This window comes from Variovorax sp. GW821-FHT10D07 (assembly GCF_059415325.1).
Map to the genome: position 1 here is coordinate 298,127 of NZ_JBWKMZ010000008.1, position 19,937 is coordinate 318,063.

At 71.9% G+C, this 19,937-nt stretch carries 22 protein-coding genes; 10 read left to right on the plus strand and 12 right to left on the minus strand.

Annotated elements, in window-relative coordinates:
* The first annotated feature begins 1 nt into the window (after position 1).
* The 7 genes from AC07PU_RS23695 to AC07PU_RS23725 are packed head-to-tail and all read left to right on the plus strand — an operon-like array spanning position 2 to position 6,537.
* Positions 2-1,075 carry a Nit6803 family nitrilase gene (locus AC07PU_RS23695; RefSeq protein WP_495320990.1) on the plus strand — a complete coding sequence of 358 codons (1,074 nt, stop codon included), beginning with the start codon at positions 2-4 and terminating at the stop codon, positions 1,073-1,075.
* The gene (locus AC07PU_RS23700) at positions 1,038-2,108 is read left to right on the plus strand and encodes an MSMEG_0568 family radical SAM protein (RefSeq protein WP_296787189.1); all 1,071 of its coding nucleotides are present in this window, start codon (positions 1,038-1,040) and stop codon (positions 2,106-2,108) included. Before AC07PU_RS23695 ends, AC07PU_RS23700 begins: the two co-directional genes overlap by 38 nt.
* A gap of 1 nt (position 2,109) precedes the next feature.
* Entirely contained in the window at positions 2,110-2,682 is a 573-nt protein-coding gene (locus AC07PU_RS23705) for an MSMEG_0567/Sll0786 family nitrogen starvation N-acetyltransferase (RefSeq protein ID WP_495320992.1), read from the plus strand.
* Complete coding sequence (locus tag AC07PU_RS23710) at positions 2,679-3,692, plus strand: sll0787 family AIR synthase-like protein (RefSeq protein WP_495320994.1); 1,014 nt, start codon at positions 2,679-2,681, stop codon at positions 3,690-3,692. Before AC07PU_RS23705 ends, AC07PU_RS23710 begins: the two co-directional genes overlap by 4 nt.
* Entirely contained in the window at positions 3,685-4,905 is a 1,221-nt protein-coding gene (locus AC07PU_RS23715; protein WP_495320996.1) for an MSMEG_0565 family glycosyltransferase, read from the plus strand. The genes AC07PU_RS23710 and AC07PU_RS23715 overlap by 8 nt, the downstream gene beginning before the upstream one ends.
* On the plus strand, positions 4,896-5,174 hold the full coding sequence (locus tag AC07PU_RS23720) for an MSMEG_0570 family nitrogen starvation response protein (protein WP_057594432.1): 279 nt from the start codon (positions 4,896-4,898) through the stop codon (positions 5,172-5,174). The genes AC07PU_RS23715 and AC07PU_RS23720 overlap by 10 nt, the downstream gene beginning before the upstream one ends.
* A 37-nt stretch (positions 5,175-5,211) precedes the next feature.
* Entirely contained in the window at positions 5,212-6,537 is a 1,326-nt protein-coding gene (locus AC07PU_RS23725) for an MSMEG_0569 family flavin-dependent oxidoreductase (RefSeq protein WP_495320998.1), read from the plus strand.
* An 11-nt stretch (positions 6,538-6,548) separates the two neighbouring features.
* Here the strand turns inward: AC07PU_RS23725 and AC07PU_RS23730 are convergent, their stop codons facing one another.
* The 3 genes from AC07PU_RS23730 to AC07PU_RS23740 all read right to left on the minus strand — a co-directional run bounded on the left by AC07PU_RS23730 (position 6,549) and on the right by AC07PU_RS23740 (position 9,318).
* Complete coding sequence (locus AC07PU_RS23730; protein ID WP_495321000.1) at positions 6,549-7,322, minus strand: sulfite exporter TauE/SafE family protein; 774 nt, start codon at positions 7,320-7,322, stop codon at positions 6,549-6,551.
* 88 nt (positions 7,323-7,410) lie between these two features.
* Positions 7,411-8,310, minus strand: a complete 900-nt coding sequence (locus tag AC07PU_RS23735; protein ID WP_495321002.1) for a LysR family transcriptional regulator — start codon at positions 8,308-8,310, stop codon at positions 7,411-7,413.
* 27 nt (positions 8,311-8,337) lie between these two features.
* Positions 8,338-9,318: a LysR family transcriptional regulator gene (locus AC07PU_RS23740; protein WP_495321004.1), complete on the minus strand. Its 981-nt coding sequence runs from the start codon at positions 9,316-9,318 to the stop codon at positions 8,338-8,340.
* A gap of 123 nt (positions 9,319-9,441) precedes the next feature.
* Between AC07PU_RS23740 and AC07PU_RS23745 the strand changes: the two genes are divergently transcribed.
* Positions 9,442-10,671 carry an MFS transporter gene (locus AC07PU_RS23745; RefSeq protein ID WP_398498517.1) on the plus strand — a complete coding sequence of 410 codons (1,230 nt, stop codon included), beginning with the start codon at positions 9,442-9,444 and terminating at the stop codon, positions 10,669-10,671.
* A 16-nt stretch (positions 10,672-10,687) separates the two neighbouring features.
* On the opposite strand, the gene AC07PU_RS23750 is transcribed toward AC07PU_RS23745, so the two are convergent.
* The 8 genes from AC07PU_RS23750 to AC07PU_RS23785 form a co-directional block, all read right to left on the minus strand.
* Entirely contained in the window at positions 10,688-11,563 is an 876-nt protein-coding gene (locus tag AC07PU_RS23750; RefSeq protein WP_495321006.1) for a D-alanyl-D-alanine carboxypeptidase family protein, read from the minus strand.
* A 73-nt stretch (positions 11,564-11,636) separates the two neighbouring features.
* On the minus strand, positions 11,637-11,996 hold the full coding sequence (locus AC07PU_RS23755; protein ID WP_057595890.1) for a hypothetical protein: 360 nt from the start codon (positions 11,994-11,996) through the stop codon (positions 11,637-11,639).
* A 98-nt stretch (positions 11,997-12,094) separates the two neighbouring features.
* Positions 12,095-12,478 (minus strand): roadblock/LC7 domain-containing protein, encoded by a 384-nt coding sequence (locus tag AC07PU_RS23760; protein ID WP_093340783.1) that lies wholly within the window; start codon positions 12,476-12,478, stop codon positions 12,095-12,097.
* A gap of 32 nt (positions 12,479-12,510) precedes the next feature.
* Positions 12,511-13,029 carry a GTP-binding protein gene (locus tag AC07PU_RS23765; RefSeq protein WP_093340785.1) on the minus strand — a complete coding sequence of 173 codons (519 nt, stop codon included), beginning with the start codon at positions 13,027-13,029 and terminating at the stop codon, positions 12,511-12,513.
* Positions 13,030-13,075: 46 nt separating this feature from the next.
* Positions 13,076-13,813 (minus strand): hypothetical protein, encoded by a 738-nt coding sequence (locus AC07PU_RS23770; RefSeq protein WP_495321009.1) that lies wholly within the window; start codon positions 13,811-13,813, stop codon positions 13,076-13,078.
* Between the two features lie 276 nt (positions 13,814-14,089).
* The gene (locus AC07PU_RS23775) at positions 14,090-15,409 is read right to left on the minus strand and encodes an Nramp family divalent metal transporter (RefSeq protein ID WP_495321011.1); all 1,320 of its coding nucleotides are present in this window, start codon (positions 15,407-15,409) and stop codon (positions 14,090-14,092) included.
* Between the two features lie 116 nt (positions 15,410-15,525).
* Positions 15,526-16,494, minus strand: coding sequence for a DUF72 domain-containing protein (locus tag AC07PU_RS23780; protein ID WP_495321013.1), 969 nt, complete (start codon positions 16,492-16,494; stop codon positions 15,526-15,528).
* A 228-nt stretch (positions 16,495-16,722) separates the two neighbouring features.
* Positions 16,723-18,045: an aspartate aminotransferase family protein gene (locus AC07PU_RS23785; RefSeq protein WP_495321015.1), complete on the minus strand. Its 1,323-nt coding sequence runs from the start codon at positions 18,043-18,045 to the stop codon at positions 16,723-16,725.
* Positions 18,046-18,139: 94 nt separating this feature from the next.
* Here AC07PU_RS23785 and AC07PU_RS23790 point away from each other — a divergent pair, with 94 nt between their 5' ends.
* Both AC07PU_RS23790 and AC07PU_RS23795 read left to right on the plus strand, forming a co-directional pair.
* Positions 18,140-18,997, plus strand: a complete 858-nt coding sequence (locus AC07PU_RS23790) for a LysR family transcriptional regulator (protein ID WP_495321016.1) — start codon at positions 18,140-18,142, stop codon at positions 18,995-18,997.
* 89 nt (positions 18,998-19,086) lie between these two features.
* Complete coding sequence (locus AC07PU_RS23795; protein ID WP_093340795.1) at positions 19,087-19,281, plus strand: hypothetical protein; 195 nt, start codon at positions 19,087-19,089, stop codon at positions 19,279-19,281.
* A gap of 21 nt (positions 19,282-19,302) precedes the next feature.
* On the opposite strand, the gene AC07PU_RS23800 is transcribed toward AC07PU_RS23795, so the two are convergent.
* On the minus strand, positions 19,303-19,887 hold the full coding sequence (locus AC07PU_RS23800) for a TetR/AcrR family transcriptional regulator (RefSeq protein WP_398498509.1): 585 nt from the start codon (positions 19,885-19,887) through the stop codon (positions 19,303-19,305).
* Positions 19,888-19,937: the final 50 nt, after the last annotated feature.

Here is a 19,937-nt window from a genome sequence, read left to right on the forward strand (position 1 = left end):
GATGGCCACCGCACCCCGCATCGTCCGCGCCGCGGCGATCCAGATCGCGCCGGACTTCGACCGTCCCGACGGCACGCTCGATCGGGTGTGCAGCGCGATCGACGAAGCCGCTTCAAAGGGCGCGCAGCTCGCGGTCTTCCCCGAGACCTTCGTGCCCTACTACCCCTACTTCAGCTTCGTGCTGCCGCCGGTGCTGCAGGGCGCGCCGCACCTGCGGCTGGCCGAGCGCGCGGTGGTGGTGCCCGGCCCGGTCACGCAGGCCGTGGCCGAGCGGGCGCGCGCCCGCGGCGTGGTGGTGGTGCTCGGCGTGAACGAGCGCGACCACGGCAGCCTCTACAACACGCAGCTGGTGTTCGACGCCGACGGCACGCTCGCGCTCAAGCGCCGCAAGATCACGCCGACCTACCACGAGCGCATGGTCTGGGGCCAGGGCGACGGCGCCGGGCTCAAGGTGGTCGACACCGCCCTCGGCCGCGTCGGCGCGCTGGCCTGCTGGGAGCACTACAACCCGCTGGCGCGCTACAGCCTGATGGCGCAGCACGAGGAGATCCACTGCGCGCAGTTTCCGGGCTCGCTGGTGGGCCCGATCTTCGCCGAGCAGATGGAGGTGACGATCCGCCACCACGCGCTCGAGTCGGGCTGCTTCGTGGTCAACGCCACCGGCTGGCTCAGCGACGAGCAGATCCGCAGCGTCACGCCCGACCCCAACCTGCAGAAGGCGCTGCGCGGCGGCTGCCACACGGCCATCGTCTCGCCCGAGGGCCGGCATCTCGCGCCGCCGCTCACCGAGGGCGAGGGCATGGTGATCGCCGACCTCGACATGGCGCTGATCGCCAAGCGCAAGCGAATGATGGATTCGGTGGGCCACTACGCGCGCCCCGAGCTGCTCTCGCTCGCCATCGACGACCGGCCCGCGGCCACCACCGTGCCGATGCACACCCTTTCTTCCCACCCACGGAGCCCTGACCATGACGACGACCGCCGCCCTCGCACCGAATCCCGCACCGAATTCCGCGCCGGTGGACAGCCGCCAGCTGATGACGGAGCTCCAGTCCTTCGGGTTGCGGCTGGTTGATCCCGGCGCGGGGGCCGCCAGCCGCCGCGGCGGCGCCGGCCCCTCGGACCACAAGGCCGTGCTGGTCGACGGCCACACGATCATGGTGCCGGTGCACACCGCGAGCGCCTGGCATTCGCCGTTCACGGCCGAGGCGCCGAACGCGCAGGGCGTGAGCCGCGTGATGCGCGGCAGCATCCCGATCGCGAACATCGCCTTTCCGCGCCAGCCGCGCTTCTATGCGATGCAGACCTTCGACGGCGTGCCCTATTCGCACATCGCCACCTTGCACGGCAGCGACGTGCTCGCCACCACCGTGCTGCAGACCTGCATCCGCTACGAGAGCCGGCGCAAGAGCTGCAAGTTCTGCGCGATCGGCCAGTCGCTCGCGGCCGGCCGCACCATCGCGCACAAGACGCCGCAGCAGCTCGCCGAGGTGGCACGCGCGGCCGTGCTGCTCGACGGCGTGAAGCACATGGTGCTGACCACCGGCACGCCCAACGCCACCGACCGCGGCGCGGCGGTGCTCTGCGAGAGCGCCTTCGCGATCAAGGCCGCGGTCGACATTCCGATCCAGGGCCAGTGCGAGCCGCCCGACGACGACCGCTGGTTCCAGCGCATGAAGGCCGCAGGCATCGACACGCTGGGCATGCACCTGGAGGTGGTCACGCCCGAGGTGCGCGAACGCATCATGCCGGGCAAGGCCAGCGTGCCGGTGTCGCGCTACATGAGCGCCTTCGAGGCCGCGGTGGCGGTGTTCGGCCGCGGCCAGGTCAGCACCTACATCCTCGCGGGCCTCGGCGATTCGCGCGAGGCCATCCTCTCGATCTGCGACGAGCTGCTCGCGCGCGGCGTCTACCCCTTCGTCGTGCCCTTCGTGCCGATCAGCGGCACGCCGCTCGAGGACCATCCCGCCCCCACGCCCGAGTTCATGAAGTCGCTGCTCGAGCCGCTGGGCCGGCGCGTCGCGGCGGCCGGGCTGCGCTCGGCCGACATCAAGGCCGGCTGCGGCAAGTGCGGCGCCTGCTCTTCGCTGTCCGTCTACGAGGCCTGAGATGAAGACCGCCGAAGCCTGGAGCGAGCTGCCGCTGGCCTACGCGCCGGTCGAATACCTCGTGCGCGAGGCCTCCCAGCAATGGGAGCGCGACGAGGCGATGGCGCTGCGCCGCGCCGTGTTCTGCATCGAGCAGGGCATCTTCGCGCGCGACGACCGCGACGCGATCGACGACCATGCACTGCTGCTGGTGGCGATGTCGTGCAACGCCGGCATGCCCGAGCAGGTGGTGGGCACGGTGCGCATCCATCGCGGCGCCGCGGGGACCGGCAGCGGGAGCGAATGGTGGGGCTCGCGGCTCGCGGTGCACCCGGCCTTCCGCAGCCAGGGCCACCTGGGCGCGACGCTGATCCGGCTCGCGGTGTCGCGCGCCCATGCGCTGGGCTGCACGCTGTTCCTCGCGCAGGTGCAGCTGCAGAACGAGCCGCTGTTCCGCAAGCTCGGCTGGACCACGCTCGGCGAATGCGAGGTGCAGGGCCGCCCGCATGCGCGCATGCGCGCCGACCTCGGCTTCTATCCGCCCTGCCACGATCCGGTCAGCGGCTTCGTCACGCGCGCGAAGGTGCCGCGATGAGCCGCGCCGCCGAGATCGCCGAAGCGCTGCGCGCCACGCGCGGCTTCGCCCACAAGCGCGATATCAGCGAGGTGGTGGCCGCGCTGGGCCGCTCGCTGCCCGGCGGCCACGCGGCGCTCGCGCAGGCCGTGCCCGTGGGCGACGACTGCGCCGCCATTCCCGACGGCCGCGGCGGCTACCTGCTGTTCGCGATCGAGGGGCTGGTCGAGGACTTCATCGTGCGCATGCCCTGGTTCGCGGGCTACTGCGGCGTGATGGTCAACGTGAGCGACATCTACGCGATGGGCGGGCGCCCGACCGCGGTGGTCGACGCGCTGTGGAGCAGCGGCATGAACCCGGCCGACCAGGTGCTCGGCGGCATGGCCGAGGCCGCGGCGCGCTACGGCGTACCGATCGTCGGCGGCCACAGCAACAACCGCAGCGAGCGGCCGCAGCTCGCGGTCGCGATCCTCGGCCATGCGCGCCGGCTGATCACGAGCTTCGATGCGCGGCCCGGCGACCTGCTGGTGATGGCGGCCGACCTGCGCGGCGCCTACGAGGAGCCCTTCCCCTACTGGAACGCCTCGACGCGCGCGCCGGCCGCGCGGCTGCGCGCCGACCTCGAGCTGCTGCCCGCGCTCGCCGAGGCCGGCCTGTGCCGCGCCGGCAAGGACATCAGCATGGCCGGCGCGGTCGGCACCGCGATGATGCTGCTCGAATGCTCGGGCGTGGGCGCCTCGATCGAGCTCGATGCGCTGCCGAAGCCCGAGGGCGTGCCGCTGCTGCGCTGGCTGTCGTCGTTCCCGAGCTACGGCTTCGTGCTCAGCGTCGCGCCCGCGCAGCTCGCGCGCGTGCTCGCGCGCTTCGCGGCGCGCGACATCGCCTGCGGCGTGATCGGCACCGTGGACCCCAGTCGCACCGTGCGCCTGCGCGCCGATGGCGAGGAGGCCCTGCTGTGGGACTTCGGCCGCGATGCCTTCATCCAGCCGCCGGTGCCGGCCGGCCTGCGCGAGGAGGCCCGCCATGGCTGACGACGACCTCGAGCGCCCGCTGCGCATCGGGCTGCTGACGCATTCGGTCAACCCGCGCGGCGGCGTGGTCCACACGCTGGAACTCGCGCGTGCGCTGCACGAGGCCGGCCATGCCGTCACCGTGTTCGCGCCGGCCGCGCCGGGCCAGCGCTTCTTCCGCGAACCGCCCTGCCGCGCCGAGCTCGTGCCGGTGCACGGCACGCCGGCCGACACGGTGGCGATGGTGCGCACGCGCATCGCGGCCTTCGTCGACCACCTGGGCGCGCTGCTCGAGCACGAGCGCTTCGACGTGCTCCACACCCACGACTCGATCGGCGGCAACGCGCTGGCGCGGCTGCAGGACATGGGCCGCATCGAGGGCTTCGTGCGCACGGTCCATCACCTCGACGACTTCGCCGATGCGCAGCTCGCGCACTGGCAGCACCAGGCCTTCGTCCGCGCGCGGCAGGTGTTCTGCGTGAGCCGGCTCTGGTGCGGGCATCTCGCTCGGCACCACCGGATCGCGGCGCAGGAGGTGGCGAACGGCATCGACACCGCGCGCTTCTCGCCGCGCATGCAGGCCGGCGACGCGGCGCTCGCGCGGCGGCTCGGTCTGCGCACCGGCGCGCCGCTGGTGCTGGCCGTCGGCGGCGTCGAGGAGCGCAAGAACACGCTGCGCCTGCTCGAGGCCTTCGCGCTGCTGCGGCAGCGCCCGGGCCAGGCCGATGCGCAATTGGTGATCGCGGGCGGCGCGAGCCTGCTCGACCACAGCGCCACCATGCAGGCCTTCGCCAGCGCGCTCGCACGCCTCGGGCTGGCCGAAGGCCCGGACCGCGCCGTGCGGCTCACCGGGCCGCTGGCCGACGAGGACATGCCCGCGCTCTACCGGCTCGCCGACGTGGTCGCGATGCCCTCGCTGCGCGAAGGCTTCGGCCTGGTGGTGCTCGAAGGCCTGGCGAGCGGGCGGCCCGTGGTGGCCTCGCGCATCGCGCCCTTCACCGACTACCTCGCGCCCGAGGACGTGAGCTGGGCCGACCCGCTCGATGCCGGCTCGATCGCGCAGGCCTTGGCCGAGGCGCTCGCGCGGCGCGACGACGCGCGCATCGCGCGATCGGCGGCCCGGCTCGCGCGGCACTTCAGCTGGGCCGAGAGCGCGCAGCGGCACGTCGCCCTCTACCGCGAAGGCCTGCGCCGCCCCCACGCCATCGAAACGAGGACCGCCCTATGCCCGTGATGCATTTCCAGGTGCGCTGGCCCGATGCCAGCGAATCGCGCTGCTACTCGCCTTCGCTGGTGGTGCGCGACTTCCTCGCACCCGGCGAACGCTATGCGCTCGACGATTTCCTGCGGCGCACGCGCGAGGCGCTCGGCATCGCCTCCGAACGCGTGCGCGCGAAGTACGGCTTCGCCTGTTCGCAGGCGATGGACCAGCTCGCCGAGATCGAGCGCATCGCCGCGCGCTTCGAGCCCGCCGCCGAAGTCACCGTGCTGGCCTTCGACTGACCTCCCCCTTGCGCCCCCATCGAGAAAGAGAGACCCCATGTCCCACCCCACCCATCCCGAGCATCCCTATGGCGGCCGCAGCCACTACAGCGTGGCGATCGTCGGCGGCGGCCAGGCCGGCCTGTCGCTGAGCCACTGCCTGCAGCAGCGCGGCATCGACCACCTCGTGATCGAGAAGCGCAGCCTGGTCCACAGCTGGCGCACGCAGCGCTGGGATTCGTTCTGCCTGGTCACGCCCAACTGGCAATGCCAACTGCCGGGCTGGCCCTACCAGGGCGACGATCCGCACGGCTTCATGGTCAAGGACCAGATCAACGACTGGCTCGCGGGCTTCGTGGCGCAGGTGAAGCCGCCCGCGCTCGAGGGCGTGACGGTGCAGCGCGTGGTGCACGTGCCGCAAAGCGGCGAGCGCGGACGCTACGAGGTGCAGACCGACGCCGGCCTCTACACCGCCGACCAGGTGGTGGTGGCCTCGGGCGGCTACCACAAGCCGATCGTGCCGCGGCTGGCCGAGAAGCTGCCGGCCTCGGTGGCGCAATACCACTCGGCGCAGTACCGCAACCCCGCGCAACTGCCCGAGGGCGCGGTGCTGGTGGTGGGCTGCGGCCAGTCGGGCGCGCAGATCGCCGAGGACCTGCACCTGGCCGGCCGCAAGGTCTACCTGGCCACGGGCGACGCACCGCGCTGCGCGCGCTTCTACCGCGGCCGCGAGGTGGTCGACTGGCTGGCCGACATGCAGTACTACGACATGCCGGTCACCGCCCATCCGCTGCGCGAGGGCGTGCGCGACAACACCAACCACTACGTGACCGGCCGCGACGGCGGGCGCGACATCGACCTGCGGCGCTTCGCGCGCGAGGGCATGGAGCTGTTCGGCCTGCTGACCGACCTGGACCAGGGCGTGCTGCAGTTCCAGCCCAACCTGCGCGAGCACCTCGACCATGCCGACCGCATCTACAACGGCATCAACGCCTCGATCGACAAGTTCATCGCCGCCAACGGCATCGAGGCGCCGCCGCCCTCGGTCTACGCACCCGTGTGGGAGCCGGCCGAGGAACGCACCCGGCTCGATCTCGCGGCCGCGGGCATCACCAGCGTGCTGTGGTGCATCGGCTTCTCGCCCGACTTCGCCTGGGTCGACGCACCGGTGTTCAACGGCCGCGGCCACCCGGTGCACCAGCGCGGCGTCACGCGCGAGCCGGGGCTGTACTTCCTCGGGCTGCCGTGGCTGCACACCTGGGGTTCGGGGCGTTTCTCGGGCGTGGCGCGCGACGCGGAGTTCCTTGCCGAAGCGATCGCCGCGCGGCGCGCCGAACCGCGCGCGGAACCCGAGGTCGCGCCGCCCCGGCTGCAGGCCGCCTGAGCGCACGGGCTTCAGCCCATCGCGTAGCGCACGATCAGGAAGGCGCCCGAGCACAGCACCGCGAGCGCGACCACGCGCAGGAACTGCTCGCGCGACAGCCGCAGCGTGATGCGCCGGCCCAGCGCGGTGCCCAGCAGCATCGCGGGCAGCAGCAGCACGGCCAGCGCGAGGATCGAGACCTCGGCATACACGCCCGCTGCCAGGAACAGCAGCGCGCGCGTGAGCGTGCTGAGGCCGATCAGCGTGGACTGGGTGACGCGCACGCGTTCCTTTTCGTCGATGCGGCCCGCGAGATAGATCGCGTAGATGAAGCCGCCGCTGCCGAACATGGCCGAGAAGATGCCGCCGACGAAGCCGAAGGGCACGGCCGCGCGCGCCGAGAGCCGCGCGACCGGCCGCCAGCCGCTGAGCGCATACAGCGCATAGGCGACCGCGAAGATGCCCAGCGCCAGCAGCATCGCCTGCGGCCGCCCGAGCAGCAGCAGCGCGGCCCCCACGAGACTGCCGAACGCCATCAGCGGCACCAGCCGGCGCAGCTCGGCGCGGTCGGCCGCGCCGGCATCGCGGCTCACGTTGACCACGGCCGCGACGAAATCGAGCAGCGCCAGCAGCGGCACGACCGTGGCCACCGGCACGAACTGCGCGAGCACCGGCCCGGCGACCAGCGCGGCGCCGAAGCCGGCGATGCCGAAGATCACGTAGGCCGCGACGATGCCGGCGCAGATGGCCAGCAGCTGCGGCGGCGTGAAGGGCAGCAGGTGCTGCAGGGACGACGAAAAGGTCATGGGCGTTCGCTTCGTGGCGGCGAACGCGAATCTAGGCGCTCGCGGCGCGCCGCGCCAATGCCGAATGCGGCGCGCGGCGATCTCGAAATCAGATCGATGGCGCGAACGCGGCCTGTAGCGACTCGCGCAGCGCGAGCGCATGCCGCGGCCCGCCCTCGCGCCACAGCACCAGCACGCCGCTGCGGCAGCCCTCGCCGTCGAGCGGCAGCGCGCGCACGCCCGCGGGCGCCAGCGCGGCCATCGAGGCCGGCACGAGCGCGAGGCCGAAGCCGGCCTGCACCAGCGCGAGCTGCGACCACTTGCGCGAGCGCACCTGCGCGCCCACGGGCTCGAAGCCCTCGGCGCGGCACAGTTCTGCCACCGCATGGCTGAGCCCGCCACGCTCGCGGTGCGGCAGCGCGACGAAGGGCTCGGCGCGCAGCTCGGCGAGCCGCAGCCGCGCGCGCCCGGCCAGCGCATGCGCGGCGGGCAGCAGCACCACCAGCGGCTCGTCGAACAGCGGCGCATGGCCCACGCCCGGATGGCGGCGCAGCACCGGCGCGCGCGCGAGTCCGATGTCGGCGCGGCCCTCGGCGATGTCGAGCGCCTGGTGCTCGGACGAGGCCTGTGCGACCTCGATCGCCACGCCCGGACAGCGCAGCGCATGCGAACGCAGCGCGCCGAGCAGCGCGGGCGACAGCGGCACCGAGCTCGAATGCAGCAGCTGCACCGTGCCCTCGATGCCGCGCTGCGCCTGGCGCGCGCCCAGCGCGGCGGCATCGAGCGCGCGCAGGATCTGGCGCGCGTCGGCATACAGCGAGCGGCCGGCCGGCGTCATCTCGAGCTGGCGCGTGCCGCGCTCGAGCAGCGGCACCTGCAGCTGCGTTTCCATCTCCTTGACCTGCCGGCTCAGCGCCGACTGCGCGATGTAGAGCCGTTCCGCCGCGAGGCTGAAGCTGCCGGCATCGACGATGTCGACGAAGTAGCGCAACTGCTTGTGGGTGAGCATGAAGTCCTCCGCTGGCGTCGCCGTGCCTCAGGCCACCACGCCCGCGAGCGAATCGGCCACGTCGATCGCGCGCGGCAGCGCGGCGCGCACCGCCTCGATGAAGTGCCGCAGCTTGGCCGACTGGAAGCGCGTCTGCGGATAGACCAGGTACACCGGCAGCGGCGGCGCCTGCCATTGCGGCACCAGCCGCAGCAGCCGGCCGCGCGCGATGTCGTCGTTGAGCAGCCAGGCCGAGCCCATGCAGGCGCCGAGCCCCAGCACGGCCGCGTTGCGCAGCGCGTAGAGGCCGTCGGTGCTCAGGCGCGGGCGGATCGGCACGCGGCATTCCTCGCCGGTGGTCACGTGCGAGAGCCGCAGCTCGGTGCGGTAGAAGGTGCGCAGCGCCAGCCAGGGCAGCGCCGCGAGCTCGGAGGCATGCGCGATCGGCGGCCGGCCTTCCATCAGCGCCGGCGCGGCGGCCACGATGCGCGGGATCTCCGACAGCTTGAGCGCCACCACCGAGGGGTCGTCGATCTCGCCGACCTGGATCGCGCAGTCGATGTTCTCGGTGATGAAGTCGGGGCGCCGGTCGTGCAGCAGCCATTCGACGTCCACGCGCGGATGCTCGCGCAGGTAGCGGTACAGCGGATGCATCAGCAGGTCCTGCCCGAGCGCATGCGGCGCGATCACGCGCAGCGTGCCCTCGGCCGCGCGGCCGGCGCCGCGCAGCTCGTCCTCGAAGGCGGCCCAGTCGGCCAGCAACTCCTTCGCGCGCTCGAAGCAGCGCTCGCCGTCCTCGGTGAGCTTCATGCCATGGGTGGAGCGCCGCAGCAGGCGCAGGCCGAGCGAACGCTCGAGCGCCTGCAGCCGCCGGCTCACGGTGGGCTGACTCATGCCGAGCTGGGCCGCGGCCGCCGACAGGCTGCCGGCCTCGACGATGCGCACGAAGGTCTGCATGAGCTCGACACGATCGGCCGGGGCGCTGGCGGCGGGAACGGCGGGCGTTGCGGGGGCGGAATTCGTTGCCATGGCGCGATTTTGCGCCTTGTATGCATCAGGCGTATATACGTTGTTCGCTGCCGAGGACTACCGTTCGAGCGCTCAGCCCTGCAAACTCCGCGCACTTTCCGCCGAATCCCAAGGGTAAATACCATGTCTTCCATTCAAGCAGCGCATGCGGGTGCCGAACCGCTGGCACCGGCCGCGCCGGCCCTGCCTGCCTCGCTGGTGCTGCTGCTCGCCAGCGGCGCCGGCTTCGCGGTGGCCGCGCTCTATTACAGCCAGCCGATGCTGGGCGTGCTCGCGGCCGACATCGGCGCGCCGACGCGCACGGTCGGCTTCGTGCCCACGCTGACCCAGCTCGGCTATGCGCTGGGCATCCTGTTCCTGGCGCCGCTGGGCGACCGCTACGACCGGCGCCGCATCATCCTCGCGAAGGCGGCCGTGCTGTGCGTGGCATTGCTGCTCGCGGGCGCCTCGCCCTCGGTCGGCATGCTGCTGGCCGCGAGCCTGGCGATCGGGCTGGCCGCCACCATGGCGCAGGACATCGTGCCCGCCGCCGCCACGCTGGCGCCCGAGGCCAGCCGCGGCAAGACCGTGGGCACGGTGATGACCGGGCTGCTGTTCGGCATCCTGCTGTCGCGCGTGGTCAGCGGCTTCGTGGCCGAGCACTTCGGCTGGCGCACGATGTTCGTGGCCGCCGCCGCCAGCATCGCGCTGATCGGCGCGGCCGCCTGGCGCGGGCTGCCGCGCTTCAAGGCCACCACGCACCTGGCCTACGGCGCGCTGCTGCGCTCGCTCGCCACGCTGTGGAAGCGCCATGGCGCGCTGCGCCGCGCGGCTTGGGCGCAGGGCCTGATCTCGATCGGCTTCAGCGCCTTCTGGTCCACGCTGGCCGTGATGCTGCACGGCGAGCCCTTCCACCTCGGCAGCACCGCGGCCGGCGCCTTCGGCCTGGCCGGCGCGGCCGGTGCGCTGGCCGCGCCGCTCGCGGGCCGGCTGGCCGACCGCCGCGGCCCGGAACTGGTGACGCGGCTGGGCGCCGCGCTGGTGGTGGTCTCGTTCGCGGTAATGGCGCTCGCGCCGCTGATGGCGCCGGGCGCGCAACTCGCGGTGATCGTGGTGGCGGTGGTCGGCTTCGACCTCGGCGTGCAGGCCACGCTGATTGCGCACCAGACCATCGTCTACGGCATCGAGCCCGGCGCACGCAGCCGGCTCAACGCGGTGCTGTTCACGGCCATGTTCATCGGCATGGCGATCGGCTCCGCGGTGGGTGCGCTGGCACTCGCGCAATGGGGCTGGGCCGCGGTGACGGCGCTGGCGATCGTCTCCTCGGCCGCGGCGCTGGCCGTGCGGCTGTGGCCGATGTCGGGCCGCGCCTGACCGCGGGCCGCGGCGCTCAGGCCGGTGCCGGCGCCGCCGCCGGCATCGAGAACCCTTTGCGCAGCAGCGCCGCCGCGAGCCGGGCACAGACCACGCGGTCCGGCGCGCCGAGCACCACGGCCAGCAGGCGCCGGCCCTCGTGCGCCGCGGTGGCGATCTGGTGCGCGCCCGTCGCGGGCGAGAAGGCCGCGGCCAGGCCGTCGACACCGCGCACCGTGCCCAGCAGCAGGTTGACGTTGGGCAGCGCCTGTTCCCAGGGATCGAGCCGGGTCTTGCCCGCGATGGCCGCGAGCGCCGGATGCTCGTGCATCAGCCGCGCGGCCAGCCGCAGCACGTCGCCGGCATTGCTGCGCGCGCTCTCGTCCTGGCCCGCGGGGCAGGCGAAGCGGGTGTCGCGCAGGCCCCAGGCCGCGGCCTGCCGGTTCATGGCCTCGACGAAGGCCTCGGTGGTGCCGCTGTGCCAGGCGGCGAGCGCGAAGGCCGCGCTGTCGGACGAGGCGATCAGCACGGCTTCGAGCAGGCGCTGCACCGACAGCCGCACCATGGCCTCGGCGCCGACCGCGACCGGCGTGCGCTCGGCGCGGCGGTCACGCCGTTCGGCGACCAGCTTGCGCTCCACCAGCATCGCGGTCGCGAGCTTGGCGAGGCCGGCCGGCGGATAGCTGCCGGCCGCGGGCTCGTGGCCCAGCAGCCGGTCGGCCGCGAGGTCGTAGAGCGCCCAGCTCGCGGCCGGCGGCAGGGCCGGCGCGACCTGGTCGCGCGGTGCCTCGGCGGGCGCGGACGACAGCACCCGCGCGGCTTTCCAGTCGAGCCCCGCGGCCTGTTCGAGGTCCGGCGGCAACTGGTCCGCTGCAACGATGCGGTACGGCGGGGCGGGGGGAAAGGGCTTCAATCGGCGGAGTCCGGCGTGGGGTCGGCGGCGTGGTGCGTGCCGCCGGCATTGTCCGTTGCCGACGCGCGCCGCGTCAGACGGCCAGGGCCTGCTCCACGTCCTGCGTCTTGCGGCGCGCGAGCGCGAGGTTCGACTTCGACTTGTCGAGCACCAGGTAGACGAACAGGCCCTCGTGCTTCTGCAGCGGGCGGATGATGTGGTACTGGCGGCCGAGCGTGATCAGGATGTCCTCGATCGTGTCGTTCAGGCCGAGCGCGCGCATGGTCTTGTTCTTGGCGCGCACCACCTCGGTATTGCCCGCAGCCGCCACTTCGAGGTCCACGCCCGAGCCGACCTGACCCAGGATCATGCCGCTGCCGGAATCGACCAGCGCCGCGCACAGCGCGCCGTCGATCGTCATCAGTTCGTCCATGGATTGCTTGATATTTGCCATCGGTGTCTTTCGTAGTCCATCGCCCTGAGGATCGGCCGCCACCCGGGCGAGTGATGAGCGGCGGCCGGTTGGTAACAGTGAAGAGAAGGCCCGCGCCCTCAGGCGCGCTGCAGCGCCAGCGTCGCCTGCTTGGCGAAGTACAGGACCTGGCCGATGACCGCGTCCTTGCCCGCGACCACGCTCACGATCAGGTCGGCCTCGTCGTGGCGCGCCTGCAGCATCAGGATGTGGCCCAGCGCGGACTCGATCGCGACGTTCTCGCACTGGCCCAGGCCGCTCTCCTCGCCGGCCACCGCGCCGAGCGCGGCCAGCGAGCTCGCGATGGCCGACAGGCGCGCGACCTGCGCGGTGTTCTCCACGCGCGCGGCCAGTTCGAGGCCGTCCTCGGTCGAGATCACGACGGCCTTCACGCCCTTGATCTCGCGCATGAGCGTGTCGACGGCGGACTCGGCGGCGTCCTTGAGGCGGGGTGGGATGTTCATGTCGGAAGAGAAAGGAAAGAAAGAGGCGGCGCTCAGGCTTCGAGCTGGATCAGGAGCAGTTCGAGCAGTTGCACCACCTGCTGCGGATCGGTCACGTTGGCCGGCAGCACCGGGCACAGCACGCCCTTGTCCTGCATGCGCTGGGCATAGGCGTCGAGGCCGGGTTCGGGATGGGTCTCGGTGCGGCCCACCGCGACCACGCAGGCGGTCTGCTCGATGAGTTCGGCGAAGCCGTCGAGGTAGACCTCGAGATCGGCCAGCGGATCGGGCCGGCTGTTGTCGACCAGGATCACGAGGCCGAGCGCGCCGCGCGCGAGGATGCGCCACATGAAGTCGAAGCGCATCTGCCCGGGCGTGCCGTACAGGCGCAGCTTCTCGCCGTTGTCGAGCGTGAGCTCGCCGTAGTCCAGGCCGACGGTGGTGGTGGCCTTGGCGACCGAGGTGTCGCTGTTGCGCACCTCGGTGCTGACCGGCGGAATCTCGCTCACCGCGGCGATGGCGGTGGTCTTGCCGGCGCCCATGGTGCCGGTGAAAAGGATCTTGTGCTCCACGCTCAGTCGGAATCGGTTGGGGTCATGCGGGGCGGATCGCGGCGCATCAGGCGCGCGATCCCGAGGACAGCAGCCCGAGGCGGCTGCGGATGCGCGCGAGCAGGCCGGGCTGCACGCCTTCGCGCGCCGGGGGCGGCGCCTCGCTGCCGGGATGCACCTGCGAATCGGGCCAGATCGATTCGGGCGCGCGCGAGGGGGCGCTGCCATGGCCCGCCACGAAGCCGGCGCGCTCGAGCGCGGCGATGAAGTCGGCGCACTCCTGCGCGCTGGCGTTCGAGCGCTGCTGCAGCGCCGCCAGCGTGGACGGGCGGCTCGCGAGCAGGGTCGCGAGCTTCATGCGCACGGGCGAGTCGAGCAGCGCGACCGAAGGCCAGCGCAGCAGCCGGTATTCCTCGCCGCGCGCGCCGCGTTCGGCCGATGCCGCGAGACCCAGTTCGCGCGCATGGACCACCATCGCGCCGAGTCGGTTGAGCATGGCCTCGAGCGCATCGGCATGCAGCGGCAGCCGCAGGAAGGGGCCGCGCGGCGGCGGCGTGTCGCCGACCGTCAGCAGCGGGACGGGCGGCAGCGGCGAATCGGCCGCCTCGGCCGACAGCACCGCGGCCCGGTCGCCCACCACGCGCAGGTCGGCGCCCTCGACCTGCCAGGCCCAGTGCTGGTGGGTGCGGTGGTCGAGCAGCCGCACCAACGACTTGAAAAGCAGTTCGTCACGGGCCGGCAGCCCTTCGATGCTGAAGCTCAGCAGCGGCCGGCGGTCGCGGGGCGAGGCGCTGAAACCGGTCATGGGCGGTCCGCGGAGGACCGGCGGTCGGCCGGCAGGCAATGCACCAAACTGGGGCTTTTTGGCGATCCGAATGGCAATTCAAGCGCTTCCATCGATGAAACATCCCCGGAAAGCCTCGCGGCCCGCCATTGATTGAATGCCTAAGTGTTAAATAGTGTTTCTCGCCAAAAATATAACACTCGTTGCAATTAAACACACTAGATTACAAAACCCGACTAAGTCCTACGGGAATCGGTGGGAGTGGGAACGGGGGCCCAGGCCGCGGGCAGGCAGCGCTCAGGAACGCAGGCTGGTCCAGAGAAAGGCCACGGTCGCCAGCGCCATGACCGCGGTCGCGGCCCAGACCAGCACCCTCCAGGGCAGCGGCAGCACCAGCTCGCCCATGAGGCGGCGGCCGCCGGCGGCCCACATGACGCCGACCATGATCGGCACCGACATCAGCGAATTGATCACCGCCGCCCACACCAGCGCTTTCATCGGATCGACGCCGCACAGGCTGATGCCGATGCCGCAGACCATGGCGGCCGCGAGGATGCCGTAGAAGGCTGGTGCCGCGCCGACCGGCTGCTCGAGCCCGCGGCGCACGCGCAGGAATTCGGCGCAGGCATAGGCGGCCGAACCGCCGAGCACCGGCAGCGCCAGCAGGCCCGTGCCGATGATCCCCAGCGCGAACAGCGCGAAGGCCGCGCTGCCCGCCACCGGGCGCAAGGCCTCGGCCGCCTGCGCGGTCGAGCTCACGTCGGTCTGGCCGTGGGCATGCAGGGTGGCGGCCGAGGCCACGATCATCGAGAAGGCGATCGCGTTGGAGAAGCCCATGCCGACCCAGGTGTCGAGCCGCAGCCGGCGCAGTTGCGCGCGGGCCTGCGCGGGGTGGGTCCGGAGCGCATGGTCCTCGGGAATGCGTTCGATCTCCTCCACCTCCTGCGCCGCCTGCCAGAAGAACAGGTAGGGGCTGATCGTGGTGCCGAGGATCGCCACCACCATCTTGATGCTCTCGGCATCCCAGTGCATGCGCGGCACCAGCGCGCCCACGAGCGCGGCCTTCCAGTCGACGTGCGCCACCAGCGCCACGCCCACGTAGGCCAGCAGCGAAAGCGTGAGCCACTTGAGCACGCGCACGTAGCGGTGGTACGGCAGCCAGGCCTGCAGCGCCAGCGACAGCAGGCCGAAGCCCAGCGCATAGAGCGCCTCGGGTCCGCCCAGGCCCAGCCGCGCGACCTCGGCCATGGCGCCGATGTCGGCCGCGAGGTTCACGACATTGGCGACCAGCAGCAGCACGACCGCGAAGAACACCACCGGGCGCGGCCACAAGGCGGCGAAGGCCGAGGTGAGCCCACGCCCCGTGGTGCGGCCGATGCGCGCGCTCGCGAGCTGGATGCCCACCATCAGCGGATAGGTCAGCAGCAGGGTCCAGCCCATGCCATAGCCGAACTGCGCGCCGGCCTGGGTGTAGGTGGCGATGCCGCTGGGGTCGTCGTCGGCGGCGCCCGTGATGAGACCGGGGCCGAGGCGGTTCAGGAAGCCGCGCTTGGCGGGAGGCTCAGCGCCTGCGCTGGCGCCGGCGCGGTCTTCGTCCTGCTCGTTCGGTCTCGGCATGCTCGCCTCGTCGGTGACCTCGGGACACCGAAAGTAGGGCGCGCCCCCCGGGCCCCCTGTAGGACGCTGCTGCAACCTGGATGCACTTGGCAGGCGAGCGTGGCCGTGCGGGCGTCCTACGCCTTCTTCTTCCGCGCCGGCCGCAGCGAGATCCCTGGCGGCAGCGCGAAGCGGTCGCGCGCGCCCTCCTCCAGCCGTGCCGGCAGGCCCAGCGCCTGCGCCAGATGCGCCGCGTCGTAGGGCGCATGCACCTTGATGTCGTTGTCGAAGTAGCAGAACACCTCGCGCGCGCCCCGCGGTGCCGCCACCTTCGAAGCGCGCTTCGCGTCGCGCACCTGCCGCCCCTGGCGCCAGGCCGCGATGCGCCGGGCCCAGTGCGCGAGCGCCGGTTCGCCGTAGCCGCTCGCATAGAGCGTCTTGTCGCCATGCAGCCGCAGGTAGACGAAGTCGGCCGTGAGGTCCTCGAGCAGCGGCCAGCGGCCCGCCGTGTCGGCCACCACGAGCGCGATGCCGTGGCGGCGCAGTTGCGCGATGAAGGCCGGGTCGACGAAGCTCGAGTCGCGCACCTCGACCGCATGTCGCAGGCGCCGCCGCCCGCCGCCGTGCAGCCAGGTGCGGCCCGCCACGTTGTCGTCGTGCTCGCGCGCCAGCTTCAGCGCGGCCGCGGTGGTGGCCGGCAGCAGCGAGAAGAAGGCCTCGAAACGCTCGAGCTCCCAGGTCATGCGCGGCGGGAACTGCCACAGGATCGGCCCGAGCTTGTCGCCCAGCGCGAGCACCCCCGAGGCGAAGAAATTCGCGAGCGGCACCCGCACGTCGTTCAGGCGCCGCAGGTGGGTGATGTAGCGCGGCCCCTTGACCGCGAACACGAAGCCCGCGGGCGTCTCGTCGCGCCAGGCCTCGTACGACGAAGGCCGCTGCAGCGAATAGAAGGAGCCGTTGATCTCGATGGTCGGCAGCACGCGCGAGGCGAAGGCGAGTTCCTGCCGCTGCGCGAGCCCGGCGGGATAGAACTTGCCGCGCCATGGGGCATAGCGCCAGCCGGAGATGCCGATGTGGACCGCCGGGTCCGCGGATGCCTTTGTCATGGGGCCATCCTGCGATGGCGCGTCGGGCGGAACGTAGGAAGACGGCAGGCGCCGGTTGTCGGCGCCGGCGCAATCCTGTGCGCCGTCCCGCGGAATTCGTGACGACCTCAGGCTCGAGGAACCGCTGCAAGCCAGCGGGTGCCGAAGCGACCTCTACCAACGCCGAAAGACCGTCGAAGCCAGTATCGTTCGCGAAACTTAAGCCGGGCTGAAGGTCCGGGCGATCGCTCAGGAAGCCGGCTGCAAACGCACCGCTGTGGCGATGGCCTTGTCGAGCAGTTCGAGGCCGAGGTCGATCTCGCTGTCGCTGATCGTGAGCGGCGGCGCGATGCGGAACACACCGCCCATCGAGGGCAGCTTCACGATGTTCATGCTCAGGCCCAGCTTCATGCATTCGCGCGTGACGGCCTCGCCGAGTTCGAAGGCCGGCTCGCGCGTTTCGCGGCTCTTGACCACTTCGAGGCCGAGCAGCAGGCCGCGCCCGCGCACGTCGCCGATGCATTCGTGGCGCGACTGCAGCCGCCGCAGCCCCTGCTGCAGCCGTTCGCCCGCGACGCGCGCGCGCTCGACCAGCCCGTCGCGCTCGACCACCTCGAGCACCTTCAGGCCGACCGCCGCGGGCAGCGGATCGGAGACGTGCGTGGTGTAGAACAGGAAGCCGCGCGCATGGGCCTCGTCCTCGATCGCGGCCGTGGTCACCATCGCGGCCAGCGGCAGGCCCGCGCCCAGGGTCTTCGACAGGGTCAGGATGTCGGGCGCCACGCCGTCGCGGTCGCACGCGAACATCAGGCCGGTGCGGCCCACGCCGGTCTGCGCCTCGTCGACGATCAGCAGCATGCCGCGCTCCTCGCACTTCTTCTTGAGCGCCGCCATGTAGCCCGGCGGCAGCTCGAGGATGCCGCCGCTGCTGAGGATGGGCTCGGCGATGAAGGCCGCGAGCGCGCCGGTCGACTGGCGGTCGATCTGCTCGAAGCCGTCGTCGAGTTCGCGGCGCCAGTCGAGTTCGCCCTCCTTCGTCGCGAAGCGCGGCCGGTAGGCATTGGGCGCCGGGATCGCGAACGAGCCGACCGCCGCCGGACCGTAGCCCTTGCGGCCCGCGCTGTAGGTCGCGGCCGCCGCGCTGCCGGTCATGCCGTGCCACGACTGCGTGAAGGCCACCACCTCGTGGCCACCGGTCACCAGCCTGGCCATGCGCAGCGCCGCTTCGTTCGATTCGGCGCCGGTGCTCAGCAGCAGGCAGCGTTCGAGCGCACCGGGCGCATGGCGCGCGATCTCCGCGGCCAATGCCACCACCGGGCGCGACAGCATGCCGCTGAACAGGTGGTCGAGCGTGCGCACATGCTCCGACACCACCGAGACGATCTCGGGATGCGCATGCCCGAGCAGCGCGCTCATCTGGCCCGAGGTGAAGTCGAGGATGGCGCGACCGTCGGCGTCGTAGACGAAACAGCCTTGCGCGCGCTCGATGATCAGCGGCTCGAAGCTGCCGCCGTAGCGCACGAGATGGCGCTGTGCCTGTTGCCAGAACTGGGGGTCGTCGTTCCTGCTCATGGGGTGCTTCCCGATCAAAATGCCCACGTTACGCGGCGCCCCGCGCGCATGGAAGCGAATTGTTTTGAGATCAGCTATCAAGGGAACTCATGCCGTGAGCCAATCGCTGGACATCGACCTGCTGCGCAGCTTCGTCGCCATCGCCGAGACCGGCGTGCTGGGCCAGGCCGCCCTGCGCGTGGGCCGCACGCAATCGGCACTGAGCATGCAGATGCAGAAGCTCGAGGGCATCGTCGAGCAGCCGCTGCTGCACCGCACCGGCCGTGGCGTGACGCTCACCGCGACCGGCGAACGCCTGCTGGTGCGCGCCAACGAACTGCTGCGGCGGCACGACGAGGCACTGGCCGAGCTGCGCGGACAGCAGCTGTCGGGCGTGCTGCGCTTCAGCTGCCCCGACGACTACGCGGTCGTGTTTCTGCCCTACCTGCTGCAGGGCTTCGCGAGCCTGCATCCGGGCGTGCAGCTCGAGGTGATGTGCGCGCCCACGCCGCGGCTGCACGAGCTCCTGGCGCGGCACGCGGTCGATCTCGCGCTGGTGTCGGTGGCCGCCGATGCCGCGGGCGCCGACCTGATCCGCCACGAACCGCTGGTGTGGGTCGCGCAGCGCGGCAGCGCCGCCGTCGCCCTCGACCCGCTGCCGCTCGCGCTCGGCGCGCCCGATGCGCTCGACCACCTGCTGCCGCGGCGTGCGCTCGAGGCCGCGGGCCGCGCCTACCGGCTCGCCTATGCGAGCAGCAGCCTGTCGGGCCTGGTGGGCATGGCGCGTTCGGGCCAAGCCGTCACCGTGCTCACGCGCACGGCCGTGCCCGAGGACCTGCAGATCCTCGACGCGAGCGACGGCTTTCCCGAGCTGCCGAGCGTGGGCGTCACGCTGGCCCTGGCGCGCGAGGCACCGACCGCCCTGACCGCGGCTTTCGCGGCGCATGTGAGGAAGTTTCTGCCCGCGGCTTGAAAAGTCTCTCCATCGATCTCGACCAAAATGGTTGAAATCCAACCGAATTGGTTGAATAATCCGGTGCTCCGCCTTCAAGGAACACCGCATTGACCTTCCTCCACGCCACCCTGTCGATCCTCAAGCAGCACGGGAGAGCGCTCGCCGTGCTCGGTCTGGTGGTCGGCGGGCTGGTCGGGTTCGGCATGTCCTTCGCGGCCTTCATGCCCGAGTTGCGCGTGTCGGTGAGCATGGGCTACGGCGTCTTCGCGCCGAAGCTCAGCGGACTGATCGGCGGCCTCTGAGGGCCGGCCCGGCGCGAAAGACTAGGCGCGCTTGCGTGCCGGGCGCTGCGGCTTGCCGCCGTGGCCGAGCGCGTCCATGGCCGCTTCGATGATGGGCGTGCGCCATTCGCGCTGCAGCCCCACGTGGGCCGCGACCATCGCCGAAGCGCCGAGGCCCGACAGCGCGCTCGTGACGCGCACGATGCGCTCCATGGTGGTGGCCTGCAGGTCGATGCCGAGCGCCTTGTAGACCATCAACGCCATCTCGGTCAAAGCGGGATCGGTGCCCTTGCCGTTGTCGGCGAGCCGGTTCGCGAGCGCCGACACGCCGGGCCATTCGTAGGTCTGATCGACCGAGGCCTCCACCACCACCCGCTCGCGCGCCGCGCCCGGCGGCAGGTGCCCGACCGCATCGAGCAGCGCCTGCGCCTGGTCGCGGCAGGTCTGCAGCGCCGCGTCGTAGATCGCCTGCTTGCTCGGGAAGTGATGCAGCAGCCCGGCCTTCGAATAGTTGACCGCATCCGCGATCTGCTGCAGCGAGGTGTGGGCGAAGCCGTGCTTGGCGAACAGGCCCGCGGCGCGGTCGATGATTTCGGCGTCGATCTGGGAGCGGGTGGGCTTGGGCATCGGCCTGCAGTCTATCGCAGGCGCTTACCGGATCGGTCGGTAATCGACTG

Excerpts from the sequence above, each read along its gene's own strand:
- AC07PU_RS23695 (WP_495320990.1), top strand. The coding sequence starts at position 2 with ATGGCCACCGCACCCCGCATCGTCCGCGCCGCGGCGATCCAGATCGCG.
- AC07PU_RS23700 (WP_296787189.1), top strand. The coding sequence starts at position 1,038 with ATGACGGAGCTCCAGTCCTTCGGGTTGCGGCTGGTTGATCCCGGCGCG.
- AC07PU_RS23705 (WP_495320992.1), top strand. The coding sequence starts at position 2,110 with ATGAAGACCGCCGAAGCCTGGAGCGAGCTGCCGCTGGCCTACGCGCCG.
- AC07PU_RS23710 (WP_495320994.1), top strand. The coding sequence starts at position 2,679 with ATGAGCCGCGCCGCCGAGATCGCCGAAGCGCTGCGCGCCACGCGCGGC.
- AC07PU_RS23715 (WP_495320996.1), top strand. The coding sequence starts at position 3,685 with ATGGCTGACGACGACCTCGAGCGCCCGCTGCGCATCGGGCTGCTGACG.
- AC07PU_RS23720 (WP_057594432.1), top strand. The coding sequence starts at position 4,896 with ATGCCCGTGATGCATTTCCAGGTGCGCTGGCCCGATGCCAGCGAATCG.
- AC07PU_RS23725 (WP_495320998.1), top strand. The coding sequence starts at position 5,212 with ATGTCCCACCCCACCCATCCCGAGCATCCCTATGGCGGCCGCAGCCAC.
- AC07PU_RS23730 (WP_495321000.1), bottom strand. The coding sequence starts at position 7,322 with ATGACCTTTTCGTCGTCCCTGCAGCACCTGCTGCCCTTCACGCCGCCG.
- AC07PU_RS23735 (WP_495321002.1), bottom strand. The coding sequence starts at position 8,310 with ATGCTCACCCACAAGCAGTTGCGCTACTTCGTCGACATCGTCGATGCC.
- AC07PU_RS23740 (WP_495321004.1), bottom strand. The coding sequence starts at position 9,318 with ATGGCAACGAATTCCGCCCCCGCAACGCCCGCCGTTCCCGCCGCCAGC.
- AC07PU_RS23745 (WP_398498517.1), top strand. The coding sequence starts at position 9,442 with ATGTCTTCCATTCAAGCAGCGCATGCGGGTGCCGAACCGCTGGCACCG.
- AC07PU_RS23755 (WP_057595890.1), bottom strand. The coding sequence starts at position 11,996 with ATGGCAAATATCAAGCAATCCATGGACGAACTGATGACGATCGACGGC.
- AC07PU_RS23760 (WP_093340783.1), bottom strand. The coding sequence starts at position 12,478 with ATGAACATCCCACCCCGCCTCAAGGACGCCGCCGAGTCCGCCGTCGAC.
- AC07PU_RS23770 (WP_495321009.1), bottom strand. The coding sequence starts at position 13,813 with ATGACCGGTTTCAGCGCCTCGCCCCGCGACCGCCGGCCGCTGCTGAGC.
- AC07PU_RS23775 (WP_495321011.1), bottom strand. The coding sequence starts at position 15,409 with ATGCCGAGACCGAACGAGCAGGACGAAGACCGCGCCGGCGCCAGCGCA.
- AC07PU_RS23780 (WP_495321013.1), bottom strand. The coding sequence starts at position 16,494 with ATGACAAAGGCATCCGCGGACCCGGCGGTCCACATCGGCATCTCCGGC.
- AC07PU_RS23785 (WP_495321015.1), bottom strand. The coding sequence starts at position 18,045 with ATGAGCAGGAACGACGACCCCCAGTTCTGGCAACAGGCACAGCGCCAT.
- AC07PU_RS23800 (WP_398498509.1), bottom strand. The coding sequence starts at position 19,887 with ATGCCCAAGCCCACCCGCTCCCAGATCGACGCCGAAATCATCGACCGC.